The following is a 14452-nucleotide window of genomic DNA, read 5'->3' on the forward strand; positions in this document are numbered from 1 at the left end:
GCCGGAGCGGTCACTCCCAAGGCGAGATGTGAATTTTCTGTGGTTGCGACGTAAGGCCGTTCGGGCGTCAGGAACGCCCGCATGCGCCGGCTGTTGGAGATCGTAATGGTTGGACTACCGCGCAAGGAAGCATTCGAACCCCTCGGCGACAGAGACGATGCGGAGGCGGTCGACGAGCCGACGGCTCCCGCTCCCGCTCCCCGACGGAAATCCGCCCTCGGGAAAGGTGTCCTGTCCTTGGCGCTGGTTGCCGGTGCGGGGTATGGCTTTCACTTCGGCCACCACTACTGGACAGTCGGCCGGTTCATCGAGACGACCGACAATGCCTACGTGAAGGCGGACTACACGACCGTCGCGCCCAAGGTTGCGGGTTACGTCAAGGACGTGCTCGTCGATGACAACGAGGTCGTTAAGGCGGGACAAGTGCTTGCGCGGATCGACGATCGCGACTTCCAGGTTGTCCTGAGCCAGGCGCTGGCCGAATTGAAGGCTTCGGAAGCCGCGATCACCAACATCGATGCACAGATCGCGCTGCAACAGTCGGTCATCGGGCAGGCGGAGGCTTCGGTGGATGCCTCGAACGCCTCCCTCGTCTTTGCGAAGTCAGAGGCGAAACGGGACACACAGCTGAGCAGCACCGGGGCGGGCACGCAGTCACGTGCCGAACAGAGCCGGTCCCTCATGGATCAGGCGATCGCCGCAGTTCAACGCGACCAGGCTGCGCTGATCGCTGCGCAAGACAAGGTGCCCGTGCTCAGGAGCCAGCGTGATCATGCGGCCGCTCAACGGGACAGAGCCGCCGCAGCAGTCCAGCAGGCGGAACTGAACCTTTCCTACACCAACATCGTCGCGGCCGTCGACGGCACACTCGGGGCACGTTCGATCCGCGTCGGGCAGTATGTCACCGCCGGCACGCAGTTGATGGCGGTCGTCCCCCTCCATTCGGTCTATGTCGTTGCCAATTTCAAGGAAACGCAACTGACCTACGTCCGGCCGGGGCAGCCCGTGAACATCGAGGTCGACGGTTTTCCGGGACTGGAAGTAAAGGGGCACGTGGACAGCGTATCACCCGCGAGCGGCCTCGAATTCTCGCTGCTGCCTCCCGACAACGCGACGGGCAACTTCACGAAGATCGTCCAGCGCATTCCCGTGAAGATCATCATCGATGACGAAGCCCGGGCAGCGCAGCTTCGATCCGGAATGTCCGTCGTCCCGAAAATCAACACGAGGATCGCCCGGATTTCGGAACAGGAATGACGGCATCTGGCGGATCCGCGCCTTCCCCCGACCACCTGGACAGCACAGCAAAGGTTCCGCGCCTGCGGAAGACGCATGATGATTGCTCATAAACTCGTTGCCGCCAACGGACAGCATCCGCCTCGTGCCGAGGCGCTCGCGTCGGGGAACGGCATGGGTGCCGCCCGGATGTGGTGCGCCGTCGTCGGATCGACCCTGGGCGCTTTCATGGCGGTCCTCAACATCCAGATCGTCAACGCGTCGCTCGCGGATATTCAAGGGGCGATCGGTGCCGGCAAGGACGACGGCGGCTGGATTTCGACCTCCTATCTCATCGCGGAAATCGTGGTCATTCCGCTCAGCGGCTGGCTCTCGCAGGTGTTCTCGGTCCGAAAATACCTGCTGGCGAACGCCATCCTGTTTCTGGTGTTCTCGATCGCCTGCGCCTTTGCGACAAACCTGGAACAGATGATCGTTCTGCGTGCGATCCAGGGCTTTGCCGGCGGGGTCCTCATACCCATGGCCTTCACGATCATCATCACCCTGCTGCCAAAATCGAAACAGCCGGTCGGGCTGGCGCTCTTCGCGCTCTCGGCGACGTTCGCTCCCGCCATCGGGCCGACCATTGGTGGCTATCTGACAGAGAATTACGGCTGGGAATTCATCTTCTACGTGAACCTGGTCCCCGGCCTGTTGATGGTTGGGCTGCTCTGGATTTCGCTCGACAAGGCTCCGATGAACCTGGCCTTGCTTGCAAAAGGCGACTGGGCCGGGATCGCCACCCTGGCGATCGGCCTTGCCTGCCTGCAGACGGTGTTGGAGGAGGGGAACAAGGAGGACTGGTTCGGATCGGAACACATCCTTCACCTCTTCATCGTCGCCGTGATTTCCCTGACGCTGTTCCTGGTCATCGAGTTCAGAATAGAGAACCCGCTGTTGAACTTGAGGCTTCTCGCCCGACGCAACTTCGCCTTCGGCATTCTGGCCAACACATTGCTCGGGATCGCCCTATACGGATCGGCCTTCGTGCTGCCCATCTATCTGGCGCGCATCCAGGGCTACAATTCCGAGCAGATCGGCATGGTGCTTGCCTGGACCGGCATCCCGCAACTGGTCCTCATCCCGCTTGTTCCGAAGCTCATGAAACTTGTCGATGTTCGCATCATCATCGCCCTGGGCTTTGCCTTGTTCGCCGCCTCGAACTTCATGAACGTCAACATCACCGGCGACTATGCGGCCGACCAGCTTTTCTGGCCCAACGTCATCCGCGCCATCGGGCAGGCCCTTGTCTTCGCCCCGCTTTCGGTTGTCGCGACGGCAGGGATCGAACAGGAAAACGCAGGCTCCGCATCCGCGCTCTTCAACATGATGCGCAACCTCGGTGGCGCGGTCGGAATTGCCCTGCTCCAGACGCTGCTGACGAAACGGGAGCAGTTCCATTCGAACATCCTGACCAATTCGATCAGCCTTTTCGACGAGGCAACGCGAGACCGGATTGCCAGGCTGACGTCGTACTTCATGGAACAGGGTGTGAGCGATCCGGCCGTCGCTGCCCACAAGGCCGTCGTGGCCATCGCGTCCGGCGTCCGCAAGCAGGCGGACATCATGGCATTCAGCGATGCGTTCTTTCTGCTTGGGGCCGGTCTCGTCGTCGCCTTGTTCGCAACCCTTCTCCTGAAGAAGCCTGACGGCCAGATGGCAGGTGGCGGTGCACATTGACCGGCCTGCTCGCGAACGCCACAGCGCGGCGCCGCAAGCCTGCCTGTCGCCAGGGCCTGCGGCGCTCAATTATTCGAACAATCGCGAGGTCTCAATCCGACGTCTGACGTCTGCGAAGGCGTTCGGCGAAGTTCGCATCCAGACGGCCCACTCCGACAGGCAGGAGCTTTTCCAGACCGTCTTGAAGCTCGTTTGCGTCAAGCGCGCCTTTGCCGTCAGGATCGAGCTTCGCCCAGTGCGCGTTGCTGCGCGCGCTGTCGAACTCCTGATCATTCATTTCAGCCAGCCGCTTCTGGCCGTCCATGTACTCGTCTTTCGTCACCTTGCCGTCCTTGTTGGCATCCGACCAATCAAGCTGCTGCTTGCTCATCCTGGCGTAGAAGTCGTCGATCCGTTGAGCGTCAGAGCGAACCGAGGGCGTCCTCGCAGGCGGCGACGACAAGACGCCAAGTCCTTCTTCGGCGGTCGATGGAGCCTTTCGTGTCCGCGGGGTCATCAGGCTAAGAATGGAACTCTCGATCTTCATGAAATCTCCTCGGCTTTGCGTGGATGGATCAGCGTCTCTGCAACTCAGAATTTTGTCGCTCGGGAGATTCGCCCCTTCATCGACAACCGATCCGTGTCCTTCGCCACCGATCGCGTCAACGCATACCAACGTTGGCCTAGCAGACAGCGCCGGTTCGGTTGCTTAGTGGGCTTTGGGCCTTGCGACGCGAAGGCTGGAAAAGTCGCGTTGCGCGACAGAGCACAGCGGGTTCTCGACCTGAGTGCGGCGGAAAGCCGGATTGCCGACAGCGATACACGCTTTCTCCCTTGCCGCGGCGGGGTCCTGCACAGGAGACGAACATGAACAAGGCAATACCGATCGCGATCGCGTTGGCGGCCCTGGGCGCTGCCGGTTGGAAATACGACGTGCTCGCGAGCCTGGGCATTGCGCGCAACGTGGGCGAGGAGATGGTCCTCTACGGCAATATCGACATCCGTCAGGTCTCGCTCGCGTTCCGCGTCGACGGCCGCATCATGGAAGCCATGGTCGACGAGGGCGATGTGATCAAGCGAGGCGACCTTCTGGCCCGGCTCGACAAGGATACCTACGAGCACGCCGTGATTTCAGGGGAGGCGAACGTCGCGGCACTGCGGGCAACGCACGAGAAGCTGGTCGCCGGTCCACGGCAGACCGAGATCGCGCAGGCGAGGGCGACGCATGAAGCCAGCGTCGCCGACCTCGAGAAAGCCCGGCTTGCCTATGACAGGGCATATCTGTTGCGGGCGCGGGGAACGATTTCCGAGGCCGGCGTGGACGAGGCGACCGCAGCTAGGGCCATGGCTGCGGCACGCTCGGACATGACGAAGGAGGCGCTTGCATTTCTGGAGGAGGGAAGCCGTTCGGAAGACATCGCGACGGCGGCTGCACAGGTGAAGGCGGCAGAGGCGGCGCTGCTGACCGCACGCACCTCCCTGTCCGACACCGAGCTGCGTGCGCCGAACGATGGCGTGATCCTTTCCCGGATCAAGGAGCCTGGCGCAATCGTGTCGTCCTCCGATCCTGTTTACGTCCTGTCGCTGACGGCTCCCGTATGGGTTCGCAGCTATATCGGCGAGGTCGATCTCGGACGGATCTATCCCGGAATGAAGGTCAAGGTCGCATCCGATACGCATCCCGGCAAAAGCTATGATGGAACGATCGGCTTCATATCGCCGGTTGCGGAGTTCACGCCGAAATCCGTCGAAACGCCCGAGCTTCGCACCGATCTCGTCTATCGGATTCGCGTCGTCATCGGCGCTCCGGGCCAGGATCTCCGCCAGGGAATGCCGGTGACATTGCGCTTTCCGGACATAGAGGCGGCAGGGAAATGACTGTCGCAGCCGAACACGTCGCGACAGCCGACTTCGTCCGCCTGGACGACGTGACCAAGCGCTTCGGGCCGGGAAAACCGGCGCTGGACCAGGTCTCGGGCATCATCCGTGGCGGCGAGATCACCGGACTTGTCGGGCCTGACGGCGCCGGCAAGACGACACTGATCCGCCTGATGACCGGGCTGATGTCCCCCGATGGGGGCAGGGTCGACGTCCTTGGCTTCAGCACCCGCGACCGGTCTGCCGATATCCAGGCAGCCATCGGCTACATGCCGCAGCGCTTCGGTCTCTACGAGGACCTGTCCGTGCTGGAGAACCTCGAGCTCTATGCGGACCTGCGGGGACTTCCGAAGCCCGACAGGGCGGGGATCTTCGACGAGCTCCTCACCTTCACCGATCTGAAGCGCTTTTCGGCCCGCCTTTCCGGAAAGCTGTCCGGGGGCATGAAGCAGAAGCTCGGCCTTGCCTGCGCGCTTCTGAAGAAGCCGCGGTTGCTGCTTCTCGACGAACCCGGCGTCGGCGTCGATCCCATCTCCCGGCGCGATCTCTGGAAGATGGTCGAAGTGCTGATCAAGGAGGGCATCGGCGTCGTCTGGTCGACTGCCTATCTCGATGAGGCCGAGGCCTGCGATCGCGTTCTCCTGCTGAACGAGGGCAAGCTCATGTTCTCGGGCAGGCCGCAGGAACTGACCGACCGGGTGAAGGAACGTGTGTACCGGGTGACCGGTGTCGCCGGGCGAAGGCGCTCGACATTGGCAAAGCTTCTCGATGAAGACGGCATCGTCGACGGCGGGATCCAGGGGGAGGCGATCAGGCTGGTGACGACGCCGGGCCGCGAGGCACGGTTTGCGGCGAGCGGCGAAGCGAAGGTGAGTGCCACCGATCCGCGCTTCGAGGATGCCTTCGTGGACATGCTGGGCGGAGGGCCGGGCGGACGCTCCAGGCTGGCGGAGGCGCAGGCGTCCATGGCGTCCAGACAGGAAGGCCCCGTCATCGAGGCGAAAGGGCTGGTCAAGCGCTTCGGCGATTTCACCGCTGCCGACAACATCACCTTCGATATTCCCGGCGGCGAGATCTTCGGGCTGCTCGGGCCGAACGGCGCCGGCAAGTCGACGACGTTCAAGATGCTCTGCGGCCTGCTGAAGCCGACGGAAGGCGAGGGGCGCGTGGCGGGCTTCGATCTTCGCCGGGATGCCGCCGAGGCACGCAACCGGCTCGGCTACATGGCGCAGAAGTTCTCGCTCTACGGCGACCTGAGCGTCCGGCAGAACCTGCAGTTCTTCGCCGGGGTCTACGGTCTCACGGGCAGCAGGAAGCGCGAGCGCATCGAGCTGATGACGTCGATCTTCGATTTCGGGCCGCGGCTGTCGATGTCGGCCAAGGATCTCCCGCTCGGCCTGAAGCAGCGGCTGGCGCTCGCCTGCGCTGTCATGCACGAGCCGCAGGCATTGTTTCTCGACGAGCCCACCTCCGGCGTCGATCCGATCACGAGGCGCGAATTCTGGACGCATATCAACGGGCTGGTGGAGAAGGGCGTGACCGTGCTCGTCACGACGCATTTCATGGACGAGGCCGAATACTGCGATCGCATCTCGCTGATCTATCGCGGCAAATCGATCGCGCTCGGCTCTCCCGACGAGCTCAAGGCCAGCGTCGTCACGGAGGAGAACCCCGATCCGACGATGGAGGACGCCTTCATCGCGCTCGTCCAGGGCTCGGACCAGGAGGGTGCCAGATGACGGATCCCGGGAACAGCACAAGAATGGGCGGCCGCGGCGTTCGGTTTCTGGCGCTCGTTCGCAAGGAGAGCCTTCAGGTCGCCCGCGATCCCAGCAGCATCCTGATCGCCTTCGTGCTGCCGCTGATCCTGCTCTTCCTGTTCGGCTACGGCATTTCGCTGGACACGAAGGAAACCCGCGTCGGCGTCGTCATCGAGGATGTGACCCCCGTCACCAGCGACCTCGCGGCGAGCTTTCAGGCCTCGCGCTATTTCTCGGTCACGACCGGACGGGACCGTCGCGAATTCGAGGAGGACCTGGTCCTTGCGAATATTCGCGGCATCATCGTCATCCCCGCGGATTTCATGGACAGATACACGTCCGGAAACCACCCCCAGGTGCAGGTGATCGTCGACGGGTCCGATCCCAACACAGCGAACTTCGTGCAGGGCTATGTCCAGGGCGCGGTGGCGACGTGGCAGCAGCTCCGGCAGTCGGAGACGGCCGCGACGGGAGCGCCGATCCGGGTCGAACAGCGCTTCTGGTTCAATCCGGAGCTGACGAGCCGTTCCTTCCTCGTTCCCGGGTCGATCGCGATCATCATGACGCTCGTCGGGACACTGCTGACGTCGCTGGTCGTCGCCCGCGAGTGGGAGCGCGGCACGATGGAGGCGATCATGGCGACGCCGGTCACGGCCATCGAGCTTCTCGCCGGCAAGGTCCTTCCCTATTTCATCCTCGCGCTCGCCTCTATGACGCTCTGCGTGCTGCTCGCCGTCTTCGTGTTCGGCGTCCCGTTCCGCGGTTCGGTGGCAGCGCTCTACGTGCTCTCCGCCGTCTTCCTCGTTCCGGCGCTCGGCCAGGGGCTGCTGATCTCGGCGGCGACCAAGAACCAGTTCCTGGCCTCGCAGATGGCGCTGATCACGGCCTTTCTTCCGTCCTTTCTGCTGTCCGGATTTCTGTTCGAGATCAATTCGATGCCGGAGGTCATCCAATGGATCACCTTCGTCGTGCCGACGCGCTACCTGATCCCCTGCCTGCAGAGCGTCTTCCTCGCTGGCGACATCTGGCCGATGTTCCTGCGCTCCATCGCAGCGATGTTCCTGATCGGCTTCGTCTTCTTCATGCTCGCCGCCCGCAGCACGCGCAAAAGGATTGCCTGAGATGTGGTGGTCGAGATTGCTGGCCCTCGTGCTGAAGGAACTGCTGACGGTGCTTCGTGATCCGAAGGGGCGGACCATCCTGATCGGCCCGCCGATCGTGCAGCTTGTGGTCTTCTCGTATGCCGCAACGCTCGAAGTCCGCAACGTCGACATCATGCTGCTCAACCGGGATGCGGGGCACTGGGGGGAGGAACTCGTCGCACGCATCGATGGCTCGCCTCGGTTCCGGCATGTCAGCCTCACGGACAATCCGCAGGAGGCACGTGCGGCGATCGACCGCCAGCGGGTGACCGCCGCGATCACGATCGGCCCGGACTTCTCCCGCAACATCGAGGCCGGCAAGCCGGCGGACCTGCAGATCCTGCTGGATGGGCGTCGGTCGAACGCGGCCCAGATCGTCTCCGGCTATATTTCCCAGATCGTCAGGGGATTGGGCGTCGAGACGCCGGCGGGCAGGCGGAACGTGACGACGGCGATCGAAGTCGTCCCGCGCTACTGGTTCAACCCCAACCTGATCTACCAGTGGTTCATGGTGCCGAACCTGATCGCGAACATTGCGCTTCTGATCGGGCTCATCGTGACCGCGCTGTCGATCGCCCGGGAGCGCGAGCTCGGCACGTTCGACCAGTTGATGGTGTCGCCGCTCCGCACGCATGAGATCGTGATCGGCAAGCTCACGCCGCCGATGCTGATCGGCCTGTTCCACATGACTGTCTACGTGCTCGCGGCGGTCTTCGTCTTCGCCGTTCCCTTGCGGGGGTCTCTCGTCCTGCTCTATGCGAGTTCGCTCTTCTATCTCGCCTCGATTGCGGGCGTGGGACTGTTCATCTCGGCGCTGTCGATGACGCAGCAGCAGGCGATCCTCGGCGCGTTCCTCTTTCTTGTCCCCGCGACGCTCCTGTCCGGCTTCGCGACGCCGATCGAAAACATGCCCTCCTGGCTGCAACCCATCACCGCCGTCAATCCGCTGCGGTATTTTCTCGTCGTCGTGAAAGGCATCTTCCTCAAGGACATTCCTGCATCCGAGGTCCTGAGGCAGACGGTACCGCTGTTGATCATCGCGATCGTCACGCTTTCGGCCGCCTCCTGGCTCTTCCGGCGTCGCCTCGAGTGAGCCCGGCCTCTGCCGCAACGACGGACGAAGAACGCCAATACCAGCCTCGGCGTTGTTCTAGACAGTCAGTTCGAGAACTATCATGAAGAGCGCTCGTCGCCGCAACAGCCAAACGCCCGCAGCGGACAGCGAAAGCAGCACCGCTGCCCCGGCCGCCCCCCGGGTTTACCGGGAACTGAAGGCGAGCGAAGCGCGCTATCGCAACCTCATCGACAACGTGCCGTTGCCGCTCTGGCAGGTCGATGCCCGAAGCATGACAAGGCTTGTCGACGAACAGGGGCTTTTCGCCGGCGGCTCCGGGGGCGGCTGCGGGCGCACATCGGACCTTCTCGCACTCGTCAACGGTTCGGTGGTCGTGACCGGCGTCAATGAGAGTGCTACCGAACTCCTGCGCGCGGCGAACAGTGAAGACCTTCTGGGACCTGTCGGGTACCTGTTTGCAGCCAGTCCGGATACTGCCGCGCGCATCGTGGAGGCTCGCTTTGCGGAGCGGCGCAATCACGTCGAGGAAATGAAGCTCCGCGCCTTCGATGGCCAGCTTCTCGATGTCCTGCTCTTTGCGACATTTCCGCAAACGCCCGACTGCGCCGATCTCGCCCTGATCATGATGGTCGACGTGACCGTGCAACGGAAAACCGAACAGCAGCTTCAGAAGGTCCAGGCAGACCTTGCCCATGCGTCGCGCCTTTCGGCCCTTGGCGAGCTTGTCGCCACCATCGCACACGAGGTGCGGCAGCCGCTCTCGGTGATCGCGACCGATGCGGACACCGCAACGCGATGGCTGGACCGGACGGAACCAAACCTGCCCAAGGCGAGAGAACTCATGACCAGGCTTGCGGAGAACGCGCACCGTGCCAGCAGAGTGATCGGCCGCATCCAGGACATGACGGCCAAACGCGATCCGGTGCGAGCGCCGGTGGATCTCAACGCGATCGTCGATGAGACGATCGCGTTCATTTCGACCGAAGCCCGTCTCCATGCAGTCGTCCTTTCCCAGCAGTTGCAGGAGGGGTTGCCGGCCGTCATGGGTGACCGCATCCAGCTTCAGCAGGTCGTCGTGAACCTGTTGTTGAACAGCATCCAGGCCATTGCGGCCGCCGGCGCGGAGAGGCGGGAAATCGCGGTCGGGACATCATACGGCGCCGGCGACACGATCTCGCTCAGCGTGCACGACACGGGAGGAGGGATCGCACCCGAACACCTGGGACGGATCTTCGACGGATTCTTCTCGACGAAGGCGGACGGAATCGGGATCGGCCTGGCCATATGCCGGTCGATCGTGGCCGAGCATGAAGGAACCATCCATGTCTATAATACGGAAGGCGAGGGGGCTCGCTTCGTCGTGTCGCTTCCCATCCGCCCGGGTACCTGATCGGCAGGGGAAGGGCAAACCTTCGTATGATGGTTTGCAACGCTTTTGTTGACTATCCTTCGTCCATGCGCGGCTGCACCGGAGCCTGCAACCGCCCGATTGGGTTGCCGTAGCGAAACGGCAGCGCCGTATCTTCCCGCCGCCATCCGGCTCAAATGCGCGAGCTCCTGCTCCCCGTGAGGTTTGACATGGGTCATGACGTCCCCCTTCTGCCGCTGACCATCAGCCTGCTCGGGATCGCCGGAATCGTCGTATGGCACCTGCAAGGCCGGTCGCGGCCCACCGTCCGGCTGATTGTCCAGATCGCGTTCTTTGCGGCAATGACGGCGGTGCTGGGCTATGCCCGGGCCTCGCCCATCCGCTACGATCCGAGCAGCCTCGACGGCGCGAGCGCGTTGCTCCTTCTGGCGAAGGTCCTCTGGTGGACCCATCTGGCCTGGGCCCTGATCGGCTTCGTTCGCATCTACATCGTTCTCGACCATCGGCCGAGAGAGGCGAGGCTGATCCAGGACCTGATCGTCGCGACGGTCTATCTCGGCGTGGCGCTGTCGATCATGGCCTTCGTTTTCGGCGTTCCCATCGGCACGCTGATGGCCACATCCGGTGTCATTGCGATCATCCTCGGCCTGGCGCTCCAGAACACGCTGAGCGACATGTTCTCCGGCATCGCGCTGACCCTGGGACGTCCCTTCGTCATCGGGGACTGGATCTCCTTGTCTGACGGCACGGAGGGAAGGGTCGTGGCGAGCAACTGGCGCTCGACACATCTTCTGACCGCCGCCCACAACGTCGTGGTTCTGCCCAACAGCGTCCTGGCAAAGCTCGGGCTGACGAACGTGAGCCAGCCGGACGAGAACCATCAGCTCACGCTTCCCGTCCGGGTGGCTCCCACACGCATGCCCCGCACGATCGTCGACGTCATGCGCGACGTGCTCGACAGCAGCAACGTCATCGTCAAGCAACCGAGCCCCTATGTCGTCCTGACAGGCATCGACGCGAGCGCGGTCACCGTGGAACTGCAGTTCCGTGTCACCAGTCCCGCACAGCGGGGCGAGGCGCGCAACGAGGTCATCGATCTTGTCTATCGCCACTGCAAGGCCAGCGGTCTGGAGCTGGCGATGCCGCCGGGTGCCGTGCTCGTTTCCAAGGATAACGTCCAGATCGCCGAGCGCGCGACGTCGGAGGCGCTGGGGCTTGTCGAGGCGGTATCGACGTTTGCCATCCTCAGCAGGGAAGAGCGCATCTCTCTTGCGAGCCTTGCAACGCAACGGACGTTCCCAGCCGGGGCGGAAATCGTTCGCGCCGGCGAAGCGCTGACGAGCCTCATGATCGTCCGGTCAGGTATCGTCGCCATCAGGACGCACAATGACGAACTCGCGAGACTGGCTCCGGGGGACTTCTTCGGCGAGCAGGGTCTGCTTGCCGGCGTAGAGGAGACGCACACGCTGCAGGCCGTCACGCGTGTCGTCGTCTGCGAGATCGACAAGGATGCGTTCGCGCCGTTGCTCATCGAGCGCCCCGAGCTTGCCGAAGATCTGGCGGCGAATTTGGCCTCCCGGAACCGTCTTGGCGAAAGGCGTCCGGATCCGGCCAACATGGAAGATGGCAGGGCGTCGGACCTTCTGAAGCGGATACGATCGATGTTTCGACTGAATCGAAGCCATGGGGAGGCGGCACGATCGCGACACTGATCGCACGCGACCGGCAGGTGTCCGTCTCGCGACGACGACCGGTCGATCACCTCGTGGTAATGTTTCCCTGTAGAACCGAGAACGCCGAATGCCTGAGGCCGCAGACCCACAGCAGTCCGTCCCGACGATCCATATCATCGACGATGATACCGACCTGCGGACCTCGCTTGTCGATTTCTTCGAATCCGCCGGGATGCAGGCGGCAGGCTTCGAAAGTGCCGGTGCATTCCTTGAGCATGCCGATCTCTCGCAGCCCGGCTGTATCCTCCTCGACATCAGGATGCCGGGCATGACCGGGCTCGAACTGCAGGCGAAGCTGATCGGGCTCGGATATCCGCTGCCGATCATTTTCATGACGGGAAACGCCAGCGTGGCGAGCAGTGTATCCGCGATGAAAGCGGGCGCGCTTGACTATCTGGTGAAGCCGTTCAGCCCGGAAAGCCTGATGCAGGCGACGAAGCAGGCGGTCGAACGCAACGCCGAACTTCGCGCCAGGGATGCGGCGAACCTGCAGGTGAAGACCCTGGTGGAGAGGCTCACTCCGCGCGAGAGGGAGGTGTTCGGATACGTCTCCAAGGGCTTGATGAACAAGCAGATCGCGCATGAGATGAAGATCAGCGAGATCATGGTCAAGCTCCACAGGGGCCGCATGATGAAGAAGCTGGACGCCCGATCCGTCGCCGATGTCGTGCGCATCTTCGACGAGGTCCACCGTGGCGTTCTGTGAGGTCTACCGGCGGCCTCGGCTTGCCAGGCCGGTCGGCGTATTGGCCATGCAAGACCCGCCGACCCCTGCGGTGTAAACCAAGGTCTACCGTCCCAGCGCCGGGGACCCGTGATAGATTTCTTCCGCGGCCGCCGCAGTCCATCCGCGAGGTTCGCCCGCCACATTCCCCGGACTGCACGCAGGGCCGGATCGCGCGGAGGATCAGCCATGGAAAGCCTTGAGACGGAGATTGAGCGAGTGGCGGAGCCGGTGGTCTACGTCATCGATGACGACAAGCACATGCGGGACGCCTTGCTTGATCTTTTCCTGGTCACGCATCGGCAGGCTTCGGCCTATGCGAGCGGATCCGAGTTCCTCGCCGCCGTCGACACGACGGGCCCCGGCTGCATCGTGATCGATCTCCGGATGCCGGGCGAGACCGGCCTGGACGTGCAGAGCCGGCTGATTTCGACAGGAAGCCGGATGCCCGTCATCTTCCTCACAGCACATGCGGACGTTGCCGCCAGTGTCAGGGCGATGAAGGCCGGCGCGTGCGATTTCCTGACCAAGCCGTTCGTTGCCCATGATCTGCTGGCCGCCGTCGAAAACGCCATCCGGATGGACGGCGAGAGGCGGAAGCTGGAAGCCGAGCGCGATCATGTCGAAGCCCTCGCACACACGTTGACGCCGAGAGAACAGCAGGTGATGTTCGGTGTGGTCAGCGGGTTGATGAACAAGCAGGTCGCCTATGAACTCGGGATCAGCGAGATGACGGTGAAGCTGCATCGGATGAGCGTCATGCGCAAGATGCACAGCCGATCCCTTGCCGACCTCGTGCGAAAGGTCGAAAAGCTCCGAAAGAACTGAGCATGCGGGGCTTGAGACGCCTCTGCGTCGAGGCCGGTGCGGCAGGCTGCCGGGCGATGCCGCCACCCGAGGCTCAGACAGGGGCCGTTCGGATCGCCTTCTCGATGGCCGTACGCAACTCGCCGCCGGCAAATGGCTTGAACAGGCACGTGCCGGCCTGCTTCGCTTCGCGAACCAGCGCATCCTGGGCGTGACCCGTCATGAACACGACAGGTATTCTGACGTCCCGGCGTGTCAGCTCCCTGTAGAGATCGATCCCGGTCATTCCCGGCATCGAGATGTCCAGGAGGAGACATCGCGTCTCCGCGATCCGCGGCGAACTCAGAAATTCCGGTGCGGATGCAAAGGTCTCGACGGCGTATCCGAACATCTCCACCAGATCGAGCAGTGACACCCGAACCGCCTCGTCGTCATCAATTATGGCAATCAGCATCGGATGCATTTCCATGTGAGGTCGGTGATGAGCTTCTCTTCCCGGTTGCACCGGTGCCCATCGGCGACACGGTGGTGAGGCGAAAGGCTGGACTTCCGGCAGAGATACCTTTCCCCGCATGTTGAAGACAACGCAATTGTCGGCCTTCGGCGGTGCTGGCGTCAATGCAAACTAAGGTTTGCCGGCGGCAGGGTTATACCAACCTGCACTGATATTGACCGATTGCGCCGGAGCGATTTTGGTCTGCGACCAGGAGAAAACCGCAGTCGGACCTGTCGGTCCGGCGAGGATTTTCGACGCCGTCCGCAGTCCAAAAGCGCCCGGCCCTCCGGGTGGGCCGCCTGTCGGCCACCGGCAGCGTCGCAATCCTCGACCGATGCCCAGGCATCGCTCTGCGGTATGCTCCTTGCCGGATGACCGCAGGCGGTCCCACGCAATCGGTCAATATCAGTGCAGGTTGGTATTACGCGTCGCCTGCCGCTTCGCAACGGAGGCGCGGCGCGGTCGCGAAACCTACGTATACCTATGCCCGTCCCGCAGGCGCCGTATAGCATCGAGGCCTCATCCAACAGGTAA

General features: G+C 63.0%; 12 protein-coding genes. 10 read left to right on the forward strand and 2 right to left on the reverse strand.

The annotated features are described in order from the left end of the window. Positions 1-105 precede the first annotated feature (105 nt). Together LQK81_RS16710 and LQK81_RS16715 are read left to right on the forward strand one after the other, a co-directional pair. Entirely contained in the window at positions 106-1257 is a 1152-nt protein-coding gene (locus LQK81_RS16710; RefSeq protein WP_230807744.1) for an HlyD family secretion protein, read from the forward strand. A 153-nt stretch (positions 1258-1410) separates the two neighbouring features. After that, the gene (locus tag LQK81_RS16715) at positions 1411-2955 is read left to right on the forward strand and encodes an MDR family MFS transporter (RefSeq protein WP_442967153.1); all 1545 of its coding nucleotides are present in this window, start codon (positions 1411-1413) and stop codon (positions 2953-2955) included. A 91-nt stretch (positions 2956-3046) separates the two neighbouring features. Here the strand turns inward: LQK81_RS16715 and LQK81_RS16720 are convergent, their stop codons facing one another. Then, positions 3047-3481, reverse strand: coding sequence for an EF-hand domain-containing protein (locus tag LQK81_RS16720; RefSeq protein ID WP_230807505.1), 435 nt, complete (start codon positions 3479-3481; stop codon positions 3047-3049). A 320-nt stretch (positions 3482-3801) separates the two neighbouring features. Between LQK81_RS16720 and hlyD the strand changes: the two genes are divergently transcribed. From hlyD to LQK81_RS16760, 8 genes are all read left to right on the forward strand, one after another. Then, on the forward strand, positions 3802-4812 hold the full coding sequence (gene hlyD / locus LQK81_RS16725) for a secretion protein HlyD (protein WP_230807506.1): 1011 nt from the start codon (positions 3802-3804) through the stop codon (positions 4810-4812). Beyond that, a complete protein-coding gene (locus tag LQK81_RS16730; RefSeq protein ID WP_230807507.1) occupies positions 4809-6551 on the forward strand; it encodes an ATP-binding cassette domain-containing protein in 1743 nt (580 codons plus the stop codon). The genes hlyD and LQK81_RS16730 overlap by 4 nt, the downstream gene beginning before the upstream one ends. Further along, positions 6548-7693, forward strand: a complete 1146-nt coding sequence (locus LQK81_RS16735; protein ID WP_230807508.1) for an ABC transporter permease — start codon at positions 6548-6550, stop codon at positions 7691-7693. The genes LQK81_RS16730 and LQK81_RS16735 overlap by 4 nt, the downstream gene beginning before the upstream one ends. Position 7694: 1 nt before the next feature. After that, complete coding sequence (locus LQK81_RS16740; protein WP_230807509.1) at positions 7695-8807, forward strand: ABC transporter permease; 1113 nt, start codon at positions 7695-7697, stop codon at positions 8805-8807. Between the two features lie 82 nt (positions 8808-8889). Next, positions 8890-10179 carry a sensor histidine kinase gene (locus LQK81_RS16745; RefSeq protein ID WP_230807510.1) on the forward strand — a complete coding sequence of 430 codons (1290 nt, stop codon included), beginning with the start codon at positions 8890-8892 and terminating at the stop codon, positions 10177-10179. A gap of 188 nt (positions 10180-10367) precedes the next feature. Beyond that, on the forward strand, positions 10368-11870 hold the full coding sequence (locus LQK81_RS16750; protein WP_230807511.1) for a cyclic nucleotide-binding domain-containing protein: 1503 nt from the start codon (positions 10368-10370) through the stop codon (positions 11868-11870). A gap of 88 nt (positions 11871-11958) precedes the next feature. Next, positions 11959-12597: a response regulator transcription factor gene (locus LQK81_RS16755; protein ID WP_230807512.1), complete on the forward strand. Its 639-nt coding sequence runs from the start codon at positions 11959-11961 to the stop codon at positions 12595-12597. Between the two features lie 207 nt (positions 12598-12804). Further along, entirely contained in the window at positions 12805-13443 is a 639-nt protein-coding gene (locus LQK81_RS16760; RefSeq protein ID WP_230807513.1) for a response regulator transcription factor, read from the forward strand. Positions 13444-13516: 73 nt separating this feature from the next. Here the strand turns inward: LQK81_RS16760 and LQK81_RS16765 are convergent, their stop codons facing one another. Next, on the reverse strand, positions 13517-13891 hold the full coding sequence (locus LQK81_RS16765; RefSeq protein ID WP_230807514.1) for a response regulator transcription factor: 375 nt from the start codon (positions 13889-13891) through the stop codon (positions 13517-13519). Positions 13892-14452 lie beyond the last annotated feature (561 nt).

The sequence above is a fragment of the Rhizobium sp. GN54 genome (genome assembly GCF_021026345.1).
Taxonomy (GTDB): Bacteria; Pseudomonadota; Alphaproteobacteria; order Rhizobiales; family Rhizobiaceae; genus Mycoplana.